Raw genomic sequence first — 22,830 nt, 5'->3', positions numbered from 1 at the left:
ACAAGAGGGGACATTCTTGCCCACCAACAAAACCCTTGCGTCTGTCGCACTGGGCTCAGCGCTGCTGGCCGCCTCGGTCCAGGCCGCCTGCCTCAGCGACACCCAGGTGGCCGACTTCGCCGCCGCGCAGGCAGCGCGCACGCCCGCCGCCGACATCGAGAACCTCAGCGAGGCCGACGCCGCCTGCACGCGCGCCAAGCTCAACGTGCTGCACGCGCGCAACCTGGGCGAGGTGGTCGGCTACAAGGCGGGCCTCACCAACCCCGCGGTGCAGAAGCGCTTCAACTACGACCAGCCGGTGTGGGGCGTGCTCTACCAGCGCATGCTGCTGGACAGCGGCGCGGTGGTCGATGCGGCCTTCGGCGCGCGGCCGCTGTTCGAGGCCGACATGCTGGTGCGCGTGAAGAGCGCCGACATCCATAAGGCGAAGACGCCGGCCGAGGTGCTGGCCAACATCGACCAGCTCATTCCCTTCATCGAGCTGCCCGACCTCGCGGTGCAGACGCCCTCGAAGCTCAACGGCCCGGGCGTGGCGGCCATCAACGTCGGTGCGCGGCTCGGCGTACGCGGGCTGCCGGTCGATGTGCCGGCGACGGCCGACGGCCAGTCCTGGATGCTCGAGAGCCTGCGCGACATGCGCGTGGTCATGAAGGACGGGCAGGGCAAGGAGCTGGCGACCGGCAAGGGCTCCGACATCCTCGAGCACCCGCTCAATGCCGTGGTGTGGCTGGCCGGCGCGCTGGCCAAGGAAGGCATCGCGCTGAAGCCGGGCGACTTGATCAGCCTGGGCTCGTTCTCGCCGCTGCTGCCGCCCAAGGCCGGACAGACGGTGGTGGTGAGCTACGAAGGGCTGTCGCGCATGCAACCGGTGGTGGTGTCTTTCAAGTGAGCACGACCACGACAGCGAACCGCCTCGCGCAACCCGCACTCACCCCGAAGATGGCCGGCGTGGTCGAGCGCATGGCGCGCGCGGGCCATCCGCCGCTCGACCAACTCACGCCCGACGAAGCCAAGGCCTCGTACGAAAAGGGCGCGGGCGTGCTCGAAGTGCCCAAGCCCGAGCTGGCGCGCATCGAAGACTTCCACATCGCCGCGCGCGACGGCCACGCCATTCCCGCGCGGCTGTATGCGCCGTCGGCCGAGGTGCTGCCGGTGCTCGTGTACTTCCACGGCGGCGGCTTCACGGTCGGCAACATCCGCACGCACGACACGCTGTGCCGCGTGCTCAGTCTCAAGAGCGGCTGCGCGGTGGTGTCGGTCGACTACCGGCTCGCGCCCGCGCACAAGTTCCCGACCGCGTCGAACGACGCCTGGGACGCCTTCCAGTTCATCGCCACGCAGGGCGCGAGCCTGGGCCTCGACGGCACGCGCCTGGCGGTGGGCGGCGACAGCGCGGGCGGCACGCTGGCGGCCGTGTGCGCCATCCTGGCGCGCGATGCCGGCCTGCCGGTGGCGCTGCAGCTGCTCATCTACCCCGGCATGGCCGCGCACCAGGACACCGAGTCGCACCGACGCCATGTCGACGGCCCGCTGCTGACCAAGGCCATGATCGACTTCTTCTTCGCCCAGTACGTGAACACGCCCGCCGACCGCGACGACTGGCGTTTCGCGCCCTTGCTGGCCGACGACGTCGACGACGTGGCGCCGGCCTGGATCGGGCTGGCCGAGGCCGACCCGGTGGTGGACGAAGGCATCGCCTACGCCGACAAGCTGCGCGCCGCGGGCGTGGCGGTCGACCTGGAAATCTACCGTGGCGTGATCCACGAATTCATCAAGATGGGCCGCGCGATTCCCGAGGCGCTGCAGGCGCAGAACGACGCGGCCCGCGCACTGAAAGAGGCATTGAACCCATGAGCGAGAACAACAACACCCCGGTCCGCCGCGAGGACTTCCATTACTTCCACCGCCTGCGCGTGCGCTGGGCCGAAGTGGACATGCAGAAGATCGTCTTCAACGCGCACTACCTGATGTACTTCGACACCGCCATCGCCGACTACTGGCGCGCGATGGCGCTGCCGTACGAAGAGGCCATGCATTCGCTGGGCGGCGACCTGTACGTGCGCAAGGCGACCATCGACTTCCGCGCCTCGGCCCGCATGGACGACGTGATCGACGTGGGCATGAAGTGCGCGCGCATCGGCAACTCGTCGATCATTTTCCAGGGCGGTCTGTTCCGCCAGGACGAGTTCCTGGTGGGCTGCGAGCTGGTCTACGTGTTCGCCGACCCGGCCACGCAGACCTCGAAGCCGGTGCCCGCGGCCCTGCGCGAGACGCTGACGGCCTTCGAGGCCGGCGAGCCGATGCGTACCGTGGAGACCGGCGACTGGGCCACGCTCGGCGAAGGCGCGAGCGCGCTGCGCCGCGCCGTGTTCATCGAGGAACAGAACATTCCCAAGGAACTGGAGTGGGACGCGCACGACGCCGTCGTGCTGCACGCGGTGGCGCGCAACCGGCTCGGCCAGGTCATCGGCACCGGCCGGCTGCTGCCCGCCGAGGACGGCGTCTCGCACATCGGCCGCATGGCGGTGCACCGCACCTTGCGCAGCGGCGGCCACGGCGCGGCCGTGGTGCAGGCGCTGGAAGACGCGGCCCGCGCACGCGGCGACCGCGAGGTGGCGCTCAATGCGCAGCGCAGCGCCGAGCGCTTCTATGCGCGGCTGGGCTACGCGGTGCACGGCCAGCCTTTCGAGGAGGCCGGCATTGCGCACATCGAGATGCGGCGCGCGCTGCGCTGAGCGCAGCGCCTTCAATCAATAGCGGGCCGGCGGGTCCGGCACGTAGCCGGGGTCCGAGCCGGGGAAGGGCGACGGGCCCGACGGGCGCGGCCAGCGCTGCGGCACCGGGATGACGCCCGCGGCGACCAGGTTCTCGCGGCTGTCGTAGCGGATGCGGATCACCTCGTCGGGCTGCGAGCTGGCGCGCTCGAAGGTCGTCTTGCCGACGTACGAGGTCTCGCGCCGTCCGTGGGCCGTGCCCAGGCTCGGGCTGGGCGCCGACTGGCGGGCCATGGCGCTGGCGGACGACTCGGCGGCCATGTCGGCGTTGCCGGCGCTGCCGGCGGGTGGGGCCGCCTTGGCGCGCGCATCGCCCATCGACGACGGTGCCGGCGGCGCCTCGCTGCGCCGTTCACGGCTGCTGTTGCCGCCGCTGTACTCGTCGCGCGACGGATAGGGCGTCACGACCGGCGGCGGCGGTTCCGGCCGGCGTTCGCGGAACATCGCGACGCCGATGACGCCCACGTCGTCGGGTCGGCCGGTGCGGCTCGCGTAGGAATTGCCGGCGGCGGCGAATTCAAACGCCGCGATCTGCGAATCGCTCTTGCGCCAGCCCGCGATGTCGCTGCGCTCGCGCGGGCCGAACACGTAGCCGTTCTGGCCAACGCCGGCGGTTTCGCCGGTGACGACGTTGACGCCGTCCACCGACATCACGGCCATGATGCGTTCGCCCATCGCGTTGCGCGCCCGGATCGCATAGCGCGCGCCAGGACGGCCGGCCACCCAGTACTCGCCGCGGTGGCGGTAGATCGGCAGCTCGGCGCCGCTCGTGCGGTCGACGATGCTGATGTTCATCAGGCCGCCGATGCGGCTGGCACCGGAGGGGTACGGCCGCATCGGGCTTTCCGCCCCCGCCGACAGCGCGGTCAGGGCCAGGACGGTGGTGAGGAGAAGTCTGCGCTGCATCATGGTGGCTTCCTTGCCAGGAGTGGATCGATGCAGGCTTCTACGGCGGGGCCTCGCGAACGGGGTTAAGCGTCGCGTAAAAAAAATGGCGCTGTCGGTGAGACAGCGCCAAGCGCCCCCGGAAAGAAGGCAGGGACGCAGGGGAAATCAGATGTCTTCGAGCAGCGGATAGGGCAGCGGCTCGACCGACAGCGCCGGTCCGCCGGGCGCACCCGCGTGCAGGCCGCCGGCCTCGAGCGCGGCGATCTGGATGGAGATGAGCGCCGACCAGCCGCCATCGGGCGCGGGCGCGGCCTGCGCCACGGTGCCCACGGGCTGTTCGGCGTCGTTGGCCGCGAACACCTCCTGGCCCGCGGCCAGCGGCGCGTCGGTCTGCGCGAGGTAGGTGCGGCGCTTGAGCGTGCCGCGGAACTGGCTGCGGGCCACGATTTCCTGGCCGGGGTAGCAGCCCTTCTTGAAGTTCACGCCGCCCACCGACTCGTAGTTGATCATCTGCGGCACGAAGGCCTCGATCACCGGCGTGGTCAGCGTGACGATGCCGCTGCGCACCTCGCTCCAGGGCCACAGCGCGGCGTCGAGCGTGGGGCCCACGGGCGCCTTCTGGTCGGTCGGAGCGATCCACAGCGCGCGCGGCACGCCGTCGGCCGGGTACAGCGACACCACGCTGATGTCTTCGCCGATGGCCGTGCGGCGACCGGGCGGCAGGGCCGCGTCCAGGCCGTTGGCGGTCAGTGCCGTGCCGGCCACGCCGTGCAGCGCGAACTGCTCGGTGGCATCGGTCAGCTTGACCTTGGCGCGCAGCACGTACATCGACAGGCGCTTGAGCGTGGCTGCCAGGATGTCGCGGCTGCACACCAGCAGGATGAGTTCGGGTTGTGGCCGGATGCCGATGAAGCTGGCGATCACGCGGCCCTTGGCCGTGCAGAGCGCCGCCAGGCGGGCCTCGGTGGCGCCGAGCAGCGAGAAATCCTGCGTGAGCTGGCCGTGCAGAAAGCTGGCGGCATCGGGGCCTTCGGCGCGGATCACGCCGAGGTGGGGCAGGGTGCTCACCCCGTTGAGAACGACTGTGGTCATCGCTGAATTATCATGGCCGTGCCTGTTCCTTCGGGGCGGCAGGGATTCCCCGTCGCAGCGACGGGGCCGGCCGTTCCCGCGGGTCGGTGTCCATCTGCTTGCCAGCCCTTTTTCTTCCTCCGTCTTTTCCTCGGATTCGTGCGCAGCTTCTTCCTCACGCTCTTCCTGCTCGTGGCCCTGGCCGTTCTGGCGCTCGGCGGCGCCGGTCTCTGGTGGGTGCACCAGCCGCTCAAGTTGCCGACGCCCAGCGTCGACCTGTCGGTGGAGCCCGGCACCACGCCGCGCGGCATCGCGCAGGCCGTGGCCGACACCGGCGTCGATGTGCAGCCGCAGCTGCTGTACCTGTGGTTCCGCGTGTCGGGGCAAGACCGCCAGATGCGCGCCGGCAGTTACGAACTGGAACGCGGTGTCACGCCCAAGCTGCTGCTCAACATCCTGGTGCGCGGCGAGGAGGCCACGCGCAGTGTGGTGCTGGTCGAAGGCTGGAACATCCGCCAGGTGCGCGCCGCGCTCGCCAAGGCCGAGCAGCTCAAACCCGAAAGCGTGGGCATGAGCGAAGACGCGCTGATGGCCGCGCTGGGCAAGCCGGGCCTGCACCCCGAAGGGCGCTTCTTCCCGGACACCTACACCTATTCGAAGGGCTCGACCGACATCGCGCTGCTGCAGCGTGCCATGCGGGCCATGGACAAGAAGCTCGAGGCCGCCTGGGCGGCACGCGCGGCCGATTTACCGCTCAAATCGGCCGATGAGGCGCTTATTTTGGCCAGCATTGTCGAAAAAGAGACAGGCAAGGCCAACGACCGTGCGGAGATTGCCGCCGTCTTCACCAACCGGCTTCGCATCGGCATGCCGCTGCAGACCGACCCGACCGTGATCTACGGCATGGGCACCGCCTTCGACGGCAACCTGCGCAAGCGCGACCTGCAGACCGACACGCCCTGGAACACCTACACCCGCGGCGGCCTGCCGCCCACGCCGATCGCCATGCCCGGCAAGGCCGCGCTGCTGGCGGCCGTGCAGCCGGCGCAGAGCAAGTCGCTGTACTTCGTCTCGCGCGGCGACGGCACGAGCCAGTTCAGCAGCTCGCTCGACGACCACAACCGCGCGGTCAACCGCTATCAGCGAGGCGGCGGCAGCCCTCAACCCAAGGCGACCCAATGAGCGACACCGGTCTGTTTCTGACGCTGGAAGGCATCGACGGCGCGGGCAAGTCGAGCCACCTCGACGCGCTGGAAGCCCGCTTCAAGGCACAGGGCCGCACCGTGGTGCGCACGCGCGAACCCGGCGGCACGCCGCTGGCCGAGACGCTGCGCGGGCTGGTGCTCGAACAGCCGATGAACCCGTTGACCGAATCGCTGCTGGTGTTCGCGGCGCGTTGCGACCACATCGCCCAGGTCATCGAGCCGGCGCTGGCGCGCGGCGAGGTCGTGCTGTGCGATCGCTTCACCGACGCCACCTTCGCCTACCAGGGCGCGGGACGCGGCTTCGACACCGCTGTGCTGTCGACCCTCGAACAGTGGGTGCAGGCGGGCCAGGCAGGTCTGCCTGCGTCGCAACTGCTGCAACCCCAGGTGACCGTGTGGTTCGACCTCGCCCCCGAGATCGCCGCCCAGCGCCTGGCCGGTGCGCGCGTGCCCGACAAGTTCGAGGCCCAGCCCGTCGAGTTCTTCCGCCGCGTGGCGCAGGGCTATGCGGCCCGCGCCGCCGCCGATGCCTCGCGCTTCGTGCGCATCGACGCGAGCCAGGCCCGCGACCAGGTCTGGCAACAGATCGACACGGCGCTGGTGGCGCGTGGTGTGCTGTCGCCGGTGCAGGGAGCCGCGCGATGAGCGAGCCGGTGAACACGCTGACCCCGTGGCTGCGCCAGCCCTTGGCCGAGCTGTTGCGCCAGCGCGGGCATGCCTGGCTGCTGCAAGGCCCATCGGGCATCGGCCAGTACGAACTCGCCCTGGCGCTCGCCGCCGCGTGGCTGTGCGAACAGCCGGTGGAGGAGGGCGGTGCCGCCTGCGGCCACTGCGCGAGCTGCCATGCCATCGAGGTCCGCACCCACGCCGACCTGTGCGTGCTGATGCCCGAGGTCGCGATGCAGGAACTGGGCTGGCCGCTCGACGAAAAGGCCCAGTCCGACATCGACGACAAGAAGCGCAAGGCGAGCCGCGAGATCCGCGTCGAAGCCATGCGCGACGCCGTCGGCTTTGCCCAGCGCACCAGCGCGCGCGGCCGCGGCAAGGTCGTGCTCGTGTATCCGGCCGAGCGCATGAACACCATCACCGCCAACGCGCTGCTCAAGACGCTCGAGGAACCCGTCGGCGACGTGCGCTTCGTGCTCGCGAGCGAGGCCGCGTGGCAGTTGCTGCCGACCATCCGCAGCCGCTGCCTGGGCTTCACGCTGCCGTGGCCCGAAACCGCCGAGGCCGAGGCCTGGCTGGTGGCGCAGGACGTGCCGGCCACCGATGCGGCGCAACTGCTGCGTGCCGCGGGCGGACGGCCCAGCGATGCGCTGCGGCTGGCGCGCTCGGGCCAGTCGCCCAAGGCGTGGTCGCTGCTGCCCAAGGCCGTGTCGCGCGGCGACGTGGGCGCGCTGGCCGACCAGGCGCCCGCCCAGGCCGTCGTCTCGCTGCAAAAGCTCTGCCACGACCTCATGGCCGTGGGCCACGGCGCCGAACCCCGTTTCTTCGACGCGGCCGACCTGCCGCCGGCCCCGCACAAGCTGGCGCTGGCGCGCTGGTCGAAGTCGCTCGCCGCCGCCGCGCGGACCGCCGAGCACCCGTTCAACGCCGGCCTCATGCTCGAAGCGCTTGTGAGCGAGGCGCGAAGCACCCTAAACTCTGCCGCTCGCCGCCCATGAACCAACCTGTCGCTCCCGCCGCCGCTTCGTCTGCCACGCCCGCCCGGCCGAGCGTCATCCAGCTCGCCATCAAGGAAAAGGGCGCGCTCTACGCGGCCTACATCCCGCTGTTTGCCGAGGGCGGCATCTTCATTCCGACCACGCGCGAGTACCGGCTGGGTGACGACGTCTACGTGCTGCTCACGCTGCCCGAAGACCCGCAGCGCTATCCGGTGGCCGGCAAGGTCGCCTGGATCACGCCGGCCCGCGCCGCCGGCAACCGGGCGCCGGGCGTCGGCGTGCGCTTTCCCTCGGACGAGAAGTCGCGCCAGCTGAAGGCGCGCATCGAAGCCGCGCTCGGCGGCTCCATGGCCTCCGACCGCCCGACCCAGACCATCTGAGTTCTTTCTCCGCCGCCGTCCCCGTGACGCGGAACTCCGGACACGGCGCGATCTCCCACAGGCGCGCCGCACTTCATCCTTTCCGATGTTCACCGACTCCCACTGCCACCTGACCTTCCCCGAATTCGCGGACCAGATGCCCCAGATCCGCGCCGCCATGGCCGCCGCCAAGGTCGACCGGGCGCTGTGCATCTGCACCAAGCTCGAGGAATTCGACGACGTGCAGGCCCTGGCCGCCAGCTACGACAACTTCTGGGCCAGCGTGGGCGTGCACCCCGACAACGAGGACATCGCCGAGCCCACCGTGGAAGAGCTGGTACGCCTGTCGGCGCGCCCGCGTGTCGTGGCCATCGGCGAAACCGGCCTCGACTACTACCAGATGGAAGAACGCAAGGGCGGGCGGAGCATCGCCGACATGGAGTGGCAGCGTGACCGCTTCCGCGTGCACATCCGCGCCGCGCAACAGACCCGCAAGCCGCTCATCATCCACACCCGCGACGCCTCGGCCGACACGCTGGCCATCCTCAAGGAGGAGGGCGAAGACGGCGCGGGCAGGGCGGCCGGCGGCGTGTTCCATTGCTTCACCGAAACCGCCGAGGTGGCACGCGCCGCGCTCGACCTGGGTTTCTACATCTCCTTTTCGGGCATCCTGACCTTCAAGAAAGCCCAGGACCTGCGCGACGTGGCGGCCTTCGTGCCGCTGGACCGCATGCTGATCGAGACGGACAGCCCGTACCTGGCGCCCGTGCCGTACCGAGGCAAGACCAACAACCCGTCGTACGTGCCCTTCGTGGCGCAACAGATCGCCGAACTGCGACAAATGCCCGTAGAGGACATCGCCAAGGCGACAAGCGACAACTTCGAAGCTTTGTTCAGGGAAGTCAAATCATGAAAAACTACTTTAAGAAGTCGATATATCTTGTTGTCATGGCTGCATCTTTTGCAGCGCATGCGGGTTCGTTCGAAGACTTTTTCCGTGCCGTGCGCGGCGACAACGCCAGCGGTGTGCGCACCCTGCTGAACCGCGGTTTCGACCCGAACACGCGCGACGAACACGGCCAGACCGGCTTGATGCTCGCGCTGCGCGAGCCGTCGCCGAAGGTCATCCAGGTGCTGATGGAGTCGCCGCAGCTCAACGTTGACCTGGCCAACGCCAAGGACGAAACGCCGCTCATGCTGGCATCGATCAAGGGCCAGCAGGACCTGGTGGTGCAACTGCTCAAACGCGACGCCGCCGTCAACAAGACCGGCTGGGCACCACTGCATTACGCGGCCAGCAGCGGGCAACTCTCGATCATGAAGCTGCTGCTCGAGAACCACGCCTTCATCGACGCCCAGTCGCCCAACGGCACCACGCCGCTGATGATGGCCGCGATGTACGGATCGAACGATGCCGTGAAGCTGCTGCTGGCCGAAGGCGCGGACACGGCGATGAAAAACCAGCTCGGTATGACCGCGGTCGACTTTGCAGTGAAGGCCAATCGGGCTGAGTCTGCGGAGTTGATCAAGGCGGCTGGGGATGCGAAGGCGAACGGGGTGAAGGCGGTGCCGAAGGATGGGAAATGGTGAGCGGCTGGATGGGTTGAATGCGGCTGGGATGGCTCATCTAAAATCAACACAATGTGCATTATGTAAAATGACTTGTGCAGGTGCAGACCGTTTGGCGCTATGAACCAGAGAGCCTTGGCAGTCCTCGACTCGAGCCCAATGCCCTTCCGGCCTTCGCACTTCGCACAGCCCTTCATTTCAGGCCTGAGCGAAGTTGCCCTGAATCGAATCAGCTCAGCGTGCTCCCATCCGGCAGCTTCGCAATCACCTTGATCTCGAACTGAAAGCCATAGAGCCACGTCACCCCAATGCCGGTCAGCGTCGGGTGCGGCGCTTCGCCCCAGTACTCGGGCACCAGTTTCCAGATCGTTTCGAAGTTCGATTCCGGATCAACGATGAAGACCGTCACGTCGACCACGTCGTCGAAGGTGCAGCCCGCGGCTTTCAGGATCGCGTTCAGGTTGTCGAACGCGCGCCGCACCTGGGCCTCCAGCTCGGGTTCCGGCGAGCCGTCTTCGCGGCTGCCGACCTGCCCCGACACGAACAGGAAGCCGTTGGAGCGAACGGCCGGCGAATAGCGGTTGCGTTCGTAGAGCGCCTGGCGCCCGGGTGGAAAAACGACGTCGCGTGAGGCCATGGGGTGCTTTCTTTCTGCGGTGAGTGAGGACGATGCAGGGACTTTAGGAAGCCTCGCTTCGGCGATAAACGGGCAATGCCAACAATCACTGTTTGCAGATCCCAAACAATCACGGCACACGCCCCGCAGGAGCCCTCTCATGGACCGTTTCGATGCAATGCAGGGCTTCACCCGCGTGGTGGAAGCCGGCAGCTTCACCAAGGCCGCCGACACGCTGCACATGAGCAAGACCAGCCTGACCCAGCTCGTGCAGCAGTTGGAGGCGCGGCTGCGCGTGAAGCTGCTCAATCGCACGACGCGCAAGGTGAACGTCACGGCCGATGGCGCGGCGTACTACGAGCGTGCGGTGCGGCTGCTGGCCGACCTGGACGATGCCGAGACCAGCCTGTCGAGCGCCGCCGCCCTGCCCCGCGGCCGCCTGCGCGTGGACGTGCCCAGCCCGCTGGCCCGCATGATCCTGGTGCCCGCGCTGCCGGCCTTCCATGCGCGCTACCCCGACATCCAGCTCGACATGGGCGTGAGCGATCGCATGGTCGATGTGATCGGCGAGAACGTCGATTGCGTCGTGCGCGGCGGCGAACTCACCGACCCCTCGCTCATGGCCCGCCGCGTGGGCGACCTGCAGCTCGGGGTCTACGCGACGCCGAGTTACCTGGAACTGGCCGGCACGCCGACGCACCCGCGCGAGCTGGAAGACACGCACCACCGCATCGTCGGCTTCCTGTGGTCGCGCCACGGCAAGACCTTTCCGTACGCCATGCGCCGGGGCGGCGAGCGCGTCGACGTGCAGGGCCGCTACGTGCTCTCGGTCGACGACGGCAACGCCTACCTCGCCGCGGGGCTGGCGGGCCTGGGCATCCTCTGGCTGCCGGACTACATGGCCGCGCCGCACCGGGCGCGCGGCGAACTGCTGCCGCTGTTCGAAGACTGGCAGCTCGATCCGATGCCGCTGTACGTGGCGTTCGCGCCGAACCGGCATGTGAGCGCCAAGCTGCGCGCGTTCATCGAGTGGGTCGCCGGGCTGATGGCGCAGCATGCGCCGGTCATCGTTCGCCCGGGCCCGTCGGGTTCAGGTTGACGCAGCCTCTGCTTCCTGCACCGCCCGCCACATCACCTTGCCGCTGCCGCTCTTGGGCAGCGTGTCGACGAACTGCACCACGCGCGGCGCCTTGTACGCCGCCATGTTCGCGGCGCACCAGTCGATGATGTCCTGCGCGCTCACCGGCGCTTGCGCAGGCTTGAGCACCACCAGCGCCTTGACCGATTCGCCGCGGTAGGCGTCCCGGGTCGCGATCACGCAGGCCTCCTGGATCGCCGGGTGGCGGAACATCAGCGCTTCCACCTCGGCCGGCCAGACCTTGAAGCCGCTCGCGTTGATCATCCGCTTGAGCCGGTCGGTGACGAAGAAGTAGCCCTCCCCGTCCACATGCCCCATGTCGCCGGAGCGGAAGAAGCGCTTGCCGTCGATCTCGACGAAGGCGGCCTCGGTGTCCGCCGGGCGCTTCCAGTAGCCCGCGAAGACCTGCGGCCCGTGGATCACGATCTCGCCCTGCGCACCCGGCACGACCTCGCGGCCCGTGTCGGGGTCGATCACGCGCGCGTCGGTGCTCATGAACGGGATGCCCAGGCACTGCAGCTTGGGTGCGTCGGGCGGGTTGTAGTGCGAGGGCGCGGCGGTCTCGGTGAGGCCATAGGCCTCGACATAACGCAGGCCGTACTGCTCGAACAGCCGCTGTGCCACCGCCTGCGGCATCGCCGCCCCGCCGCCGCCGATGGCGACCAGGCTCGACAGGTCGAAGCGCGCCACGTTCGGGCTGGCCAAGAGGTCGATGACCATGGTCGGGATGTTGGCCCAGTGCGTGACCTGGTGCGTGGCGATCAGCCGGCCCGCCAGTTCGCGGTCCCAGCGCGGCATCAGCACGGCCGTGGCGCCCACCTGCATCGCCGCGTGCATGACGCCGACCATGCCGGTGATGTGGAACATCGGCACGGCCACGAGGTGGATGCTCTGCGGCGTCACGTTGCCCCAGGCGTTGATGGCCATCGCGTTGTGCATCGCGTTCGCGTGGCTGAGCATGCAGCCCTTGGGCAGGCCGGTCGTGCCGCTGGTGTAGGGCAACAGGGCCAGTGCGTCCGCATCGGCGCGGGCCGTGGGCGGTGCTTGTTCGCAGGCCAGGCAGTCGGACCACGCATGCACCGCGCCACCGGCCAGCGTCGGCAGTTCGCGTCGCGGCAGCAGCCATGGCGCCCAGGCTGCCGGCATGTCCTGTTCCAACAGCGCGGCCCGGTCGAAGGCATCGGTGAACTGGGTCACGACGAGGTGGCGCAGCTGCTGCGCCTGCGGCAAGGCGTCGCTGGCTTTCGCGAGCTCGACCGCGAGGTCCGCCGTCGCAATCGCCACCTGGGCATCGGGGTCCACGATGAAATGCTTCAGCTCCTCGGCGCGGTTCATCGGATTGACCGGCACCACCACGGCATCGGCGCGCAGGATCGCGAAATGCGCGATCACCAGCTGCGGGCAGTTCTGCATCGCCAGCAGCACGCGGTCGCCGGGGCGCACGCCCAGCGCATGCAGGCCGGCCGACAGGCGCTCGACCGCGGCCCACAGCTGCGCGTAGCTCATCGTGCGGCCCATGAAGATGAGCGCCGCCTTCTCGGGAAAGCGGCGGGCATTGACCGCGAGGTTGTCCCACAGCGGCGTGCGCGCCGCGTGCAAGGCGCGCGGCAGGCGCCGGGGCCAGAACGTGTGATGCGGGCGGGTTTGCATGGCGTGCTCCTGGTGGGTGGTAACCGATCGTTGGGCGTGGCTGCGCCCTGCCCGCTTCCGACAAGCCGGAAGCGGGAGCGATGCTTCAAGAACGAGACGGCTACGGCTGGCCGGGCGCGATGCCCGCGCGTGCAAAGGCGGCCTGCGACTGGGCGCCGTTCATGTAGACGTCCTTGCGCGTCACCTCGCCGGCGTCGTTGACGTCGACCACGTCGAGCATCTCGACGCGCGCGGTGAACGGCTTCCCTGCCGTGTCCTTCAGTGGCAGCACCATCACCCACTCCAGCACCCAGTGCCGCGCGCCGAACAGGCTGCGCCGCAGTTCGAAGCTGAAGGGATAGCGGGCGAACACGCCGACGCAGTACTGGCGCAGCGCCTCGCGCCCGCGCACCGGTGCAGAACCGTCGTGCAGCCAGTAGGTCGTGTCTTCGGAATGCAGCGACGCGATGCGGTCGGGGTCGCGTGTTTCCCATCCGACGTGGTAGCGCGCGAACAACGCTTCGGTCCCCAGGGCGGGGTCGGCGGGATCGGTCTTGCCAGGAAACGCCATGTCTGTCTCCATCGGATGCGATGTAGAAAATTTACCGACTCAAAGTCGGTTTGTCAATCCGGGGACGAACCCGACCCGTGTTGCTGCAGCCCGCACAGCATGGTTTCGAGCAACCGGCAGTGCAGCTGCACGGCCGCCATCGGGTCTTGCGCCGCCCCGCAGGCCAGCGCCGCTTCGGCCACCGCGCCGGCGACGAGCCGCGTGGCGGCCTCGATCTCTTCGGGTGGCGTGCCCGCCGGCATGATCGCCACCAGCCCGGTGCGGATCGAGTCCATGAAGTGACGGTCGTCGATGCCGCGCCAGCGCTCCCAGCCGAGCACCACGGGCCCGTCAACCAGGATCAGCTGGCGCAGGCCTTCCTGCGTGGCCGCTTCGAGGTAGATGCGCAGGTTGGTCGCGATGGTGTGGGGCGAGCGGTGCCCTTCGATGCGCTGGATGCGTGTGCCGAGTTCCGCCGCAAGCTCGGCCTGCACCGCATCGAGCACCGCCTCGAAGACGTCGTGCTTGGCGCGGAAGTGGTGATACAGGCCGCCCTTGGCGATCCCCGCGCCGGCCGCGATGTCGTCGATGCTGACCGCCGCGAACCCCCGCTCGATGAACAGCTGTCGCGCCGAGGCGAGGATGGCCCCGACGGTGGTTGCGCTGCGCTTGGCCTGCTGGACCATGTGCGTCTTTCTCCTCGATGGCTGCTGCGCCACGTGAACACGCGGGCAGTATGGCACGCAGCATCGGCCCGGCAGGCCCGGGCGCAGCCCTGTCTCCGGCTCAACCCGCCGGCTGCGCCACCTTGTGCCACGCCTCGTACAAGTCCTCATCGGCCTCATCGCGCACCGGCAGCGAATGCAGCTTCATCTCGCGCTGTTCCACCGGCCGGGCGATCTCGACGTAGCCGCGTGCGGCCGACAGGTCGAAGGGTTCGCCGTCTTCGTTCGAGTAGGCGTAGAACACCTCCTTCACGCCCGACAGGTACATCGCCGTCAGGCACATCGAGCACGGGTAGCCGCTGGCGTACACGGTGCAGCCCGACAGGTCGGTGCTCTTCAATGCCTTTGCGGCGGCGCGCACGGCCTGCATCTCGGCGTGGGCCGAGGGGTCGCACAGGGCGTCCACTTCGTTGACGGCGGTGGCAATCACCTTGCCGTCGCGCGCGATCACGGCGCCGAAGGGCCAGGTCTTGCGTTCGCGGATGTTGCCCATGGCGAGGCGGATGGAGTCGAGCAGGTACGCACCTGCGTGGGGGTCATGGGATGTGGTCATTCAGGAAAAGCTCCCGCGGTCAGCTGCCGCGATAGGTGGAAAAAAACCAGGGGGCGCACAGCATCGGCACGTGGTAGTGCTGCGCGGCGTCGGCGATGGCGAAGCGCACGGGCACCACGTCGGACAGCGCATCGGCCGCCTTGAAGTGGTCCCCGACGTGGAACTGCAGCTCGAACTGCCCGGTGCGCGCCGAGGCAGCGGCCAGCATGGGCGCGTCGGTGCGGCCGTCGGCGTTGGTGCGCGTGCTGTTCAGGCGCGTCGGCGGCGTGGTCGCCACGTCGTATAGGTCGACCTTCAGCCCGACGAGCGGGCGGCCGGTGGTGATGTCGAGCACGTGGGTGGTGATGCCGGTCATACGAAGAAAACTCCTTGCAGACGATGAGAACGAGCTGGCTTCGTCGGGTCAGCTGCCGCGCGAGTAGGTGTAGCTCCACGGGCCGAACTGGATCGGCAGGTGGATGCGCTCAGCCACGTTGGCCACGCGGATGCGCACCGGCAGCTTCGACAGGAACGGCGGCGTGGGCAGGCGCGACTGCTTGCGCACAAAGTACTCGTCCACGTGCAGCAGCAGCTCGTAGTCGCCGGCGCGGTAGCTGTCGCCGATCAGCAGCGGCTCGTCGGAGCGGCCGTTGCCGTTCATGGTCACGGTGCGCAGCAGCTTGAAGCCGTCGCCCTCGCGCACCGAGAGATCGATACGCAGGCCGGTCGCCGCGGCGCCGTGAAAGGTGTCGAGCGCATGCACGGTCAGGCGCGGGCTCACGCCGTGCAGCACGATGGGGCCGCTGGCCTGGGCCGGGCCGGCGGGTGCGGCCGTTGTCTGCGCAACAGCGCCGTGGGGCGCCAGGGCTGCGGCGCCGAGCGCGAGGCCCGACAGCGCGAAGCGACGGCGTGCGGGCAGGGAAATTTCTTTCTCAGGCATGGACCGCTCCTTGGGAGGTGGACGCACCCAGCAGCGTGTCGATGCGACCGCGGGTGATGAGGCCGATCTGCGTCAGCGCCGCGCGGCGCTCGGCTTCGGTGGACTCGGCGGCGCGGCTGCGCAGCGCCTCGAAGATCTGGCCCTTGGTGCTGCGCCGCACCGCGATGATGAAAGGAAAGCCGTGCCGCTCGCGGTACACGCGGTTCAGCCGCTGGATCTCGGCCATCTCTTCGCGGCTCAGGGCGTTCAACCCTGCACTGCCCTGCTCGCCGACAGACTCGGCGGTCATCGTGCCGGACTGGGCTTCGCGGCCCGCCAGCTCGGGGTGGCCGCACAGGAAGGCCAGCTGCTGGGCGTCGGGTGCGCGGCGCACCACGTCGAGCATGGCTTCGTGCAGCGCGTCGATGGTGGCGAAGGGCCGCAGCGACCAGGCCGAGCGTGCGACCCAGGGCGAGTTCTCGAAAGTCGGCCCGAGTGCGGCGACGAACGCGTCGCAGTCCATGGCGTTGAGCGCCTGGAGATCGAAACGATGGGCGTGGGAAGGCATGGAGAGCATCTCCTTTGTATTCAGACAGTCGGACGAAGGGGTGGAAGGAATCAGCGCGCGGGCGTCTTGTGCAGGCGCGGCACGAACAGCAGGATCAGCACGGTGGCGCAGATCTCGACCGCCGCGACCACATACAGACCCGGTGCCAGGCTGCCGGTGGCGGTCTTGATGAGGCCCAGCATCCACGGCGCGCCGAAGCCTGCGAGGTTCGCGATCGAGTTGATCAGCGCCACGCCGCCGGCGGCTGCGGTGCCGGCCAGGAAGCGGTTGGGCATCTGCCAGAACACGGGGATGGCGCTCATGGTGCCGACGATGGCCAGCGTGAGGCCCGCCAGCACCAGGGCCGGGCTCTGGCGCAGGAACAATGCGACCACCAGCAACGCACCCGAACCCAGCGCCGCGGCCAGCGCGCAGTGGTAGCGCGACTCCTGGTGGCGGTCGGAGTGGAAGCCGTTCCAGATCATCCCGGCCGCGCCGCACAGGTAGGCGCCGGCCATGATCCAGCCCACGGTCAGCGGGTTGGTGAAGCCGATCTCTTTCACCAGCGTCGGGCCGTAGAAGGTGAGCGACGAGTTCGCCGCGATGATGCAGAAGAAGATCAGGATCAGCAGCCAGAACTTGCCGTTCTTCAGCGAGGCCAGCATGCTGTGCTCGCGGTGGCCCAGCGTCTTGCGGTCGCGTTCCAGGTCGTCGTGCACCAGCTGGCGTTCACGCGCCGTGAGCCAGTGGGCCTGCTCGGGCCGGTCGGTCAGGTAGAAGTAGGTGGCGATGCCGGCCAGCACCGAGGGAATGCCCTCGAGCAGCAGCACCCACTGCCAGCCGGCCCAGCCGTTCACGCCATGCATGTTGTTCATGATGGTGCCGGCCAGCGGCCCGCCGATCACACCCGCGAAGGCCGAGGCCGACATGAACATGCCGAAGGCCTTGGCGCGCCGGCTGTCGGGGAACCAGTAGGTCAGGTACAAGATGATGCCGGGGTAGAAGCCCGCCTCGAACACGCCCAGCAGGAAGCGCAGCAGGTAGAACATCTCGGTGCTCTTCACGAACATCGTGGCGATCGAGGTCAGGCCCCAGCCGATCGTGATGCGCATGATGGTCTTCTTGGCGCCGATCTTCTGCAGCAGCAGGTTGCTGGGCACCTCGAAGAAGAAGTAGCCCAGGAAGAAGATCCCCGCGCCCAGCCCGTAGGCCGCTTCGCTCCACTTCAGGTCGTCCAGCATCGTCAGCTTGATGAAGCCGATGTTGACCCGGTCGATCCAGGCCAGCACCCACAGCAGCATCAGGAAGGGAATCAGGCGGAAGATGATCTTGCGGTAGATGCCGTCCAGTTCCGCCGTGGCGGTGTGTTCCCGGACCGGCGCCATCGTGGCGTCCATGCTCATGGTTGTCTCCATTTCTAGGTGTGGACGGGATGCGCCGCCTGGGACCTTCTGTGGGTCCGCTTGCGGCTGCCGTTCCCGCTGGTGGCGAACTGTAGGCAGATATCGCGGCCCCGGATCACGCTCTCTAGAATGTGCGGCATAACGGTTTGCCATGAGGGGCCTGCCGCCCGTAGCGCCCCAAAGGCCATTTCTCTTCGCCATGTCACGCTCCCACGCCCCCGTCGACACCTACCTGCTGCGCGTGCTGGTCGCCCTGGTGGCCGAACGCAGCGTCTCCCGGGTGGCAGTGCGCATGAACCAGACCCAGCCCGCCATCAGCACCGCCCTGCGCCGGCTGCGCGAGGTGTTCGCCGACCCCATCCTGGTGCGCGAGCGCAGCGGCATGGTGCCGACCGAGCGGGCGCTGCAGCTGCGCGACCGCGCGCGCGGCGCGCTGCTCGAAATCGACCGCATGCTCTCGGGCCCCGAGCAGTTCGAGCCCGCCTCCAGCGCGATGACCTTCCACCTCGCGCTGCCCGACTACCTGGCGATGAGCTTCCTGGCCGACGTGACCACGCGGTTCCGCGCCGAGGCGCCGCATGCGCGGCTGGTGGTGCACCCGCTGAGCGTCACCTACGACTACGAGCGTGCGCTGGCGCAGGGCGAGCTCGACATCGTCATCGGCAATTGGCCGCAGCCGCCCGACCGGCTGCACCTGTCGCTGTTGCTCGAAGACGACCTGATGTGCCTCATGGGCAAGAACAACCCGCTGGCCGCCAAGGGCGCCATGACGATGGAGCGCTACATCGCCGCGCGCCACGTGGTGCCCACGCCGTATGCGGCGTCGCAGCGCGGCGTGGTCGAGACGCACCTGGCCACCTTGCGCCAGACGCGCGAGGCCTGCATTGCCGTGCCCTACTTCACCGTGGCGCCGCACCTGCTGGTGGGCACCGACCTGGTCTTCACCACCGCGCGCCATTTCGCGATGCAGTTCGTGCACACGCTGCCGCTGGTGGCGGTGCCCGCGCCGCAGGGCTTCCCGCGCATGCGCTTCTACCAGCTGTGGCACGACCGCTCGCAGCACGAGCCGGCACACCGATGGCTGCGTGGCATCCTGGCGGCGGTGGCGTCGGGGTTGGCGCGGCCCGATGCGGCGGAAACTGCCGCACCAGCAAGCGCCTAGGCTGATTGCCTTTCGCTCAGACGGGCGAACCCGGCGCAGCGGCTGCGCTCCCCCACGCGCGCTCCCCTGCCCTTCGGACGGGTTCCCGCTGCCGGCTCCTGTTTTCTCCCGGCGCGCTGGCCGTGCTGCTCAACCGATAGCCCTGCCCCGGAACGGCCTGCAGTTCCAACCCATGGCGCCCTGAGCCCAGGCCGAGCTTGCGGCGCAGGCCGCACACGTTCGTGGAGAGCACCCCGGAGCCGCAGCGGTGGCCGCTGTCCCAGACCAGCGCGCGCAATGCATGGTGCGTCAGGACCTGATCGATGTTCCTGAACAGCACGATGGCCAGGTCGAATTCATTGGGCGTCAATTCGACCCGGATGCCGGCCACCTGCGCACTGTCCGCGGACAGGTCGAAGCGGAACGCCCCCCATTCGACGAACTGGCCCGCCACCTGTGCCCGGCGCCACTCCAGGAAGCACCGCATCAGCAGGTACGCCTCTTCGAAGGAAGACGGCGCGACCTCCACGTGGTCGGATTCGCGCGCATGCAGGACCGCCAGTTCACGCAGGCCGCGCTTGCCGCCGCTCAGGACCAGGGGGCACTCCGGGCCCACCTGCTCCCGCACCTGGGCGATCAGTGCGCCCGCCGCGCCGGCGTCCACCGGACAGGCCACGACCACGGCGTCGAAGCGAAGGTGGAGGTAGCGGCACGCCTGCATCAATTCCAGCGCGCTGGTGAAGACCAGCGGCCAATGGCCGAGCCTGCGGATGGCCCGCCCCATCTGCTGTCGGGGCCGCAGTTCGGGGTCGATCACCGCAATGGTGGCGCACGCGGTCTCGCCCCATGTGATGGGCAGCCGCAGCGTGGAGGGGATGGCGGTGGGGACTGTGCAATGACTCGGCTTCAAGGGTCGCTCCAGAGGTAGATGGATCGGATGTCGAATCGCCTTGTGGGCGAACCGAAGGGGTGGCCTGTGCGCCGGATGACGGGCTAACGGCTCAGAACTTCGAAACGCCCCGCGCCTTCCCAGGTGCTTTCGGCCGCGACGCGCGTCGCGGCGGTTCCCACGAAGGGCTCGATCTCGAGCTGGACCGTCAGGCGTTGGCCCTGGGCCAGGCCTCCGCCGTCCATGGGCGACATCCGGTCGCCGGGCCGAAGGAACGACGAAGGGGCCGCGCCCGTGGCATCCGCATGCGATGCGGCCAGGCGAACCGGCTTGCCGTCGAGCTGCGCCTGCACGATCCGCAGGGTGAAGCGACCGTTCCCGGCGAACCGGAACCCCGTGTCGTCCGCCGCCGCGCCCTGGAACGACAGCGCCATCACCGTGCGTTCGGCGCACACCGCCGTGAGCGTCACGAGGCGCTTGCCCAGCGAGGCGCGGGCGGGGTCGGGCTGGCGTTCCAGCAGCAGTGCGCGGGTCATCCGCCCGTAGTCGACGAGCGACTCGCTCAGTTGCGCATCGCAGCGTGCCGAGGCTTGTGCATGCGCCGGCATTGCTGCCAGCGCGACAAGTGCCATGCCAAACGTCGCGCCCATTCGGCGCAGGCTTTTCATCGTGATCATTGGTGTGCTCCCATGGCCGTGCAGGTGGCATCGGCCGATTCAAAGTAGGCGGAGGCGTCCGGCTTTTCCGGCAGCGAAAACGCGAGCCTGCAGCTGTCGCCGTTCGACAGCGTGACCCGCAGGTCCGCGCCGTCCCGCACGTCGGGCAGAAAGACCTGCCCGCCGTCGACGACCGAGGTGACGTACTGGTTGTCGCCGTCGACCACCGCCCCGCCCTTCTCGAGCACCTTCCCTGCGGGACCGACGGCTTTCAAGAGCACCCGGCGGGCGTTGACCACGCCGAAGCGGATGTGGTTGACCGATCCGCGGCCCGCATCGAGCTCCTGGTAGCCGTTCACCAGGTCGACGTTGCGGGGCAGCGACCGGGTCGCGACCTCCAGCCGGCTCGTGTGGTACGGGAACAGCTGCGGGGCCACCGCGCGCCCCCAGGCATCGGTCCACACCGGGCCTTGCGGCGTGCCGATCCGGACGCCGGACACGCCCCCCACCGAGACGATGCCGAAGGTGTCCTGCACGGGGTACGGCGAGAACGTGATGCCGTCCTTGTGGGCGACGATGCCGCCTTGCAGTTGCCCGCTGTAGGTGGTGCTCGCGCCGTTGCGCGAGAAGCCCAGGTTGGCCTGCGTGTAGCGCGGCAGCAGGCTCACGCGCCCCGCGAAGTCATTGCGCCCGTCGCGGCTGTCCCGCTCGGCCGAGACCTGGTAGCTCGTGGTGTCGTTGATGCGCTCGTTGAGCGTGACGCCGGCGCGGGTCCGGTCGTCGTAGCGGTTGACGTACGCCTTGACCGTCTTCGAGCCCAGCGGAATGCTCACCGTGACATAGGCCGCATACGGGTTGTCGAAGCGCCCCAGGTCGCCGGTGCTGCGTTCCAGGTTGAGCGACACCGTGGCGTGCGGGAACGACTTCACCCACGAGCCGATCACGCGCTGGATGTGGCGTCCGTCGAAGCTCGAGGAGGCCGAATAGGCCAGCCGAAAACCGCCGAGGTCCGCGTGGGTCCAGCCGATGGAGCCCGTGTACTGGCCCTTGTGGCGCTGGCGCGTCCAGCCGGTGTCGAACAGGTCCGGGTTGACCGTGTCCGCCAGGTCGCGAAAGCCCCGGGTCTGTTGCGTGGCGCTCATCGACGCCGACAAGGCGGGCGAGATCACGCTGCTCAGCGACGCGTTGACCTGCGTGCCGCGCACGCCCTCTCCTGTGGCGTTGGACACGGCCTGTCGAAACCCCGCCATCGTGCCCGGCACCACCATGCGATTCACCGCCCATGCCGCGGCCTGGTAGCGCGACGCCGCCATCGCACCCGCCGTCAGGTGCGTGCGCTTGTCCAGTGCCCAGGTGCCGGTGCCCGTCGCCACCCAGGGCTTGTCCTGCCGTTCGCCGTGGCCGTACGGGCGGTAGCGGCCGACCGCGAACGAGTAGCCGGCCGTCGTGCGAAGCGCGGTCGCGCCCAGGGCGGCCGCTGGCACCGTGAACGGCCGGCGGGAACCGTCGGCCTCGACGACCGTGACTTCCAGGTCGCTCGCGCCGCTGAGCAACGGCAGGCCCGTCAGTGAGAACGGCCCCGGCGGGACGACCGTCGAGTAGATGAGCGCCTGGTTCTGCCGCACCTCGACGCGGGCCTGCGTGTGGGCGATGCCTTCGACCACAGCGCCGTTGTCGCGTGCGTCCGCGCGCAGGGCGTCCTCCGGGACGATCTGCACGCCCAGGATCGGATCGCCCGGGAAGATCGAGCTGGCGATGGTGATCTGGCCGCCCTGCACCGTCGAGCCCAAGCCGGTCAGCGTCTTCTGGCCGTAGGCATACAGGTGCTGGAGTTTTTCCTTGCCATTGTTCGAGGTGTAGCTCTGGCGGCTTCGGAAGATCCAGTCGCCGACGTTCAGGCCGGCCTCGGTGCCCAGCGAGTGGAAGCTGCTGGTGCCGCCGGCATGGCGGCTGTCCATGGTCAGCAGGTCGTAGTTCAGCAGGCCGGCAGCGCCGCCGCTGCTGAAGGTGTCGGCGCGCTCGCGGGCTCGGAACGCGTCCGTCGGCACGATGAGGCGGACTTCGTCCCTGCCGGGGCGCAGCTCGACGATCGTGCTGGGAAACTGGCGCTGGAATTCATCGCAGGCCGTGGCGCCCGCAGCTGCGTTGTCCGCCGCGCGGCCCGCGACGAGGCCGGCCTTGTCCCGCAGCGTCTCGTCGAAGCACAGGCGGCCGTCCACATCGAAGGTGGCGGGCACCAGCCCGCGCCGCTCGCCGTTGACGAACAGCGTCACCACGCTGGTCCCGGCGCGAAAGCGGGCTTCGCGGCGGAAGTAGTCCGCCAGCTTCGGATCGATGCCGCGGTGCCTGAGCACGTCCAGGTCGAAACCGGCGCCCTGCTTCTCCTTGATGAACTGCTCGATGACGTCCGCGCGATCCTCGCCAGCCAGGGCAAAGGCCGACGGAGAGGCCAACAGCACGCAGAGCATCGCCGGCAGGCCGGCCGAAGTGCCTTTCGCGCGCTCGCCCGTGACGGCCGCCGGGACCACGGTGCGCAAGGACGACAGCCCAGCCAT

The 22,830-nt window shown here is 69.0% G+C and carries 25 protein-coding genes; 11 read left to right on the top strand and 14 right to left on the bottom strand.

Annotation, left to right across the window (positions count from 1 at the left end; all coding sequences use genetic code 11):
* Window positions 1–16: 16 nt before the first annotated feature.
* Genes AC1RGU_RS09660 through AC1RGU_RS09650 form a run of 3 tightly spaced genes read left to right on the top strand, consistent with a single transcriptional unit; the run spans window position 17 to window position 2,735 of the window.
* Window positions 17–889 carry a 2-keto-4-pentenoate hydratase gene (locus AC1RGU_RS09660; RefSeq protein WP_492696203.1) on the top strand — a complete coding sequence of 291 codons (873 nt, stop codon included), beginning with the start codon at window positions 17–19 and terminating at the stop codon, window positions 887–889.
* 50 nt (window positions 890–939) lie between these two features.
* The gene (locus tag AC1RGU_RS09655; protein WP_159278324.1) at window positions 940–1,854 is read left to right on the top strand and encodes an alpha/beta hydrolase; all 915 of its coding nucleotides are present in this window, start codon (window positions 940–942) and stop codon (window positions 1,852–1,854) included.
* Complete coding sequence (locus AC1RGU_RS09650) at window positions 1,851–2,735, top strand: YbgC/FadM family acyl-CoA thioesterase (protein WP_095745275.1); 885 nt, start codon at window positions 1,851–1,853, stop codon at window positions 2,733–2,735. The genes AC1RGU_RS09655 and AC1RGU_RS09650 overlap by 4 nt, the downstream gene beginning before the upstream one ends.
* A 15-nt stretch (window positions 2,736–2,750) precedes the next feature.
* Here the strand turns inward: AC1RGU_RS09650 and AC1RGU_RS09645 are convergent, their stop codons facing one another.
* Window positions 2,751–3,680, bottom strand: coding sequence for a hypothetical protein (locus AC1RGU_RS09645; RefSeq protein WP_390349914.1), 930 nt, complete (start codon window positions 3,678–3,680; stop codon window positions 2,751–2,753).
* 147 nt (window positions 3,681–3,827) lie between these two features.
* A complete protein-coding gene (ygfZ, locus tag AC1RGU_RS09640) occupies window positions 3,828–4,754 on the bottom strand; it encodes a CAF17-like 4Fe-4S cluster assembly/insertion protein YgfZ (RefSeq protein ID WP_492696201.1) in 927 nt (308 codons plus the stop codon).
* 138 nt (window positions 4,755–4,892) lie between these two features.
* Here ygfZ and mltG point away from each other — a divergent pair, with 138 nt between their 5' ends.
* The 6 genes from mltG (at window position 4,893) to AC1RGU_RS09610 (ending at window position 9,551) form a co-directional block, all read left to right on the top strand.
* Complete coding sequence (mltG, locus tag AC1RGU_RS09635) at window positions 4,893–5,915, top strand: endolytic transglycosylase MltG (RefSeq protein WP_492696199.1); 1,023 nt, start codon at window positions 4,893–4,895, stop codon at window positions 5,913–5,915.
* Window positions 5,912–6,583, top strand: coding sequence for a dTMP kinase (gene tmk, locus AC1RGU_RS09630; protein ID WP_492696197.1), 672 nt, complete (start codon window positions 5,912–5,914; stop codon window positions 6,581–6,583). Before mltG ends, tmk begins: the two co-directional genes overlap by 4 nt.
* The gene (locus tag AC1RGU_RS09625; RefSeq protein WP_492696196.1) at window positions 6,580–7,602 is read left to right on the top strand and encodes a DNA polymerase III delta subunit-related protein; all 1,023 of its coding nucleotides are present in this window, start codon (window positions 6,580–6,582) and stop codon (window positions 7,600–7,602) included. Before tmk ends, AC1RGU_RS09625 begins: the two co-directional genes overlap by 4 nt.
* Window positions 7,599–7,982, top strand: a complete 384-nt coding sequence (locus AC1RGU_RS09620) for a PilZ domain-containing protein (protein WP_062472893.1) — start codon at window positions 7,599–7,601, stop codon at window positions 7,980–7,982. The genes AC1RGU_RS09625 and AC1RGU_RS09620 overlap by 4 nt, the downstream gene beginning before the upstream one ends.
* An 85-nt stretch (window positions 7,983–8,067) precedes the next feature.
* Window positions 8,068–8,874, top strand: a complete 807-nt coding sequence (locus AC1RGU_RS09615) for a TatD family hydrolase (protein WP_492696194.1) — start codon at window positions 8,068–8,070, stop codon at window positions 8,872–8,874.
* A complete protein-coding gene (locus AC1RGU_RS09610; RefSeq protein ID WP_095745272.1) occupies window positions 8,871–9,551 on the top strand; it encodes an ankyrin repeat domain-containing protein in 681 nt (226 codons plus the stop codon). Before AC1RGU_RS09615 ends, AC1RGU_RS09610 begins: the two co-directional genes overlap by 4 nt.
* Window positions 9,552–9,759: 208 nt before the next feature.
* Here the strand turns inward: AC1RGU_RS09610 and AC1RGU_RS09605 are convergent, their stop codons facing one another.
* Window positions 9,760–10,167, bottom strand: a complete 408-nt coding sequence (locus AC1RGU_RS09605; protein WP_095745271.1) for a RidA family protein — start codon at window positions 10,165–10,167, stop codon at window positions 9,760–9,762.
* A 139-nt stretch (window positions 10,168–10,306) separates the two neighbouring features.
* Between AC1RGU_RS09605 and AC1RGU_RS09600 the strand changes: the two genes are divergently transcribed.
* Window positions 10,307–11,245 carry a LysR family transcriptional regulator gene (locus AC1RGU_RS09600; protein WP_492696191.1) on the top strand — a complete coding sequence of 313 codons (939 nt, stop codon included), beginning with the start codon at window positions 10,307–10,309 and terminating at the stop codon, window positions 11,243–11,245.
* Here AC1RGU_RS09600 and AC1RGU_RS09595 read toward each other — a convergent pair.
* The 8 genes from AC1RGU_RS09595 to AC1RGU_RS09560 all read right to left on the bottom strand — a co-directional run bounded on the left by AC1RGU_RS09595 (window position 11,237) and on the right by AC1RGU_RS09560 (window position 17,589).
* Window positions 11,237–12,934, bottom strand: coding sequence for a long-chain fatty acid--CoA ligase (locus tag AC1RGU_RS09595; RefSeq protein ID WP_492696190.1), 1,698 nt, complete (start codon window positions 12,932–12,934; stop codon window positions 11,237–11,239). The genes AC1RGU_RS09600 and AC1RGU_RS09595 overlap by 9 nt on opposite strands.
* 100 nt (window positions 12,935–13,034) lie before the next feature.
* Window positions 13,035–13,484 (bottom strand): nuclear transport factor 2 family protein, encoded by a 450-nt coding sequence (locus AC1RGU_RS09590; protein ID WP_492696188.1) that lies wholly within the window; start codon window positions 13,482–13,484, stop codon window positions 13,035–13,037.
* A 53-nt stretch (window positions 13,485–13,537) separates the two neighbouring features.
* Complete coding sequence (locus AC1RGU_RS09585) at window positions 13,538–14,149, bottom strand: TetR/AcrR family transcriptional regulator (RefSeq protein ID WP_492696186.1); 612 nt, start codon at window positions 14,147–14,149, stop codon at window positions 13,538–13,540.
* A gap of 100 nt (window positions 14,150–14,249) precedes the next feature.
* A complete protein-coding gene (locus tag AC1RGU_RS09580) occupies window positions 14,250–14,741 on the bottom strand; it encodes a nucleoside deaminase (protein ID WP_492696184.1) in 492 nt (163 codons plus the stop codon).
* Between the two features lie 19 nt (window positions 14,742–14,760).
* A complete protein-coding gene (gene uraH / locus AC1RGU_RS09575; RefSeq protein ID WP_062472877.1) occupies window positions 14,761–15,096 on the bottom strand; it encodes a hydroxyisourate hydrolase in 336 nt (111 codons plus the stop codon).
* A 48-nt stretch (window positions 15,097–15,144) separates the two neighbouring features.
* Window positions 15,145–15,660: a hydroxyisourate hydrolase gene (locus AC1RGU_RS09570; RefSeq protein WP_492696182.1), complete on the bottom strand. Its 516-nt coding sequence runs from the start codon at window positions 15,658–15,660 to the stop codon at window positions 15,145–15,147.
* On the bottom strand, window positions 15,653–16,207 hold the full coding sequence (uraD, locus tag AC1RGU_RS09565) for a 2-oxo-4-hydroxy-4-carboxy-5-ureidoimidazoline decarboxylase (RefSeq protein WP_139705971.1): 555 nt from the start codon (window positions 16,205–16,207) through the stop codon (window positions 15,653–15,655). The genes AC1RGU_RS09570 and uraD overlap by 8 nt, the downstream gene beginning before the upstream one ends.
* Before the next feature lie 50 nt (window positions 16,208–16,257).
* A complete protein-coding gene (locus AC1RGU_RS09560) occupies window positions 16,258–17,589 on the bottom strand; it encodes an MFS transporter (RefSeq protein ID WP_070060608.1) in 1,332 nt (443 codons plus the stop codon).
* A gap of 199 nt (window positions 17,590–17,788) precedes the next feature.
* Here AC1RGU_RS09560 and AC1RGU_RS09555 point away from each other — a divergent pair, with 199 nt between their 5' ends.
* Window positions 17,789–18,751 (top strand): LysR family transcriptional regulator, encoded by a 963-nt coding sequence (locus AC1RGU_RS09555; RefSeq protein ID WP_492696179.1) that lies wholly within the window; start codon window positions 17,789–17,791, stop codon window positions 18,749–18,751.
* A 16-nt stretch (window positions 18,752–18,767) separates the two neighbouring features.
* Here the strand turns inward: AC1RGU_RS09555 and AC1RGU_RS09550 are convergent, their stop codons facing one another.
* The 3 genes from AC1RGU_RS09550 to AC1RGU_RS09540 form a co-directional block, all read right to left on the bottom strand.
* The gene (locus AC1RGU_RS09550) at window positions 18,768–19,640 is read right to left on the bottom strand and encodes a winged helix-turn-helix transcriptional regulator (RefSeq protein WP_492696177.1); all 873 of its coding nucleotides are present in this window, start codon (window positions 19,638–19,640) and stop codon (window positions 18,768–18,770) included.
* An 83-nt stretch (window positions 19,641–19,723) separates the two neighbouring features.
* The gene (locus AC1RGU_RS09545; protein WP_492696175.1) at window positions 19,724–20,296 is read right to left on the bottom strand and encodes a DUF1120 domain-containing protein; all 573 of its coding nucleotides are present in this window, start codon (window positions 20,294–20,296) and stop codon (window positions 19,724–19,726) included.
* Window positions 20,293–22,830: a fimbria/pilus outer membrane usher protein gene (locus AC1RGU_RS09540; protein WP_492696173.1), complete on the bottom strand. Its 2,538-nt coding sequence runs from the start codon at window positions 22,828–22,830 to the stop codon at window positions 20,293–20,295. Before AC1RGU_RS09540 ends, AC1RGU_RS09545 begins: the two co-directional genes overlap by 4 nt.

Source organism: Variovorax sp. GW823-FHT02B07 (assembly GCF_058797695.1).
This window is presented reverse-complemented; position numbering and strand designations above follow the sequence as displayed.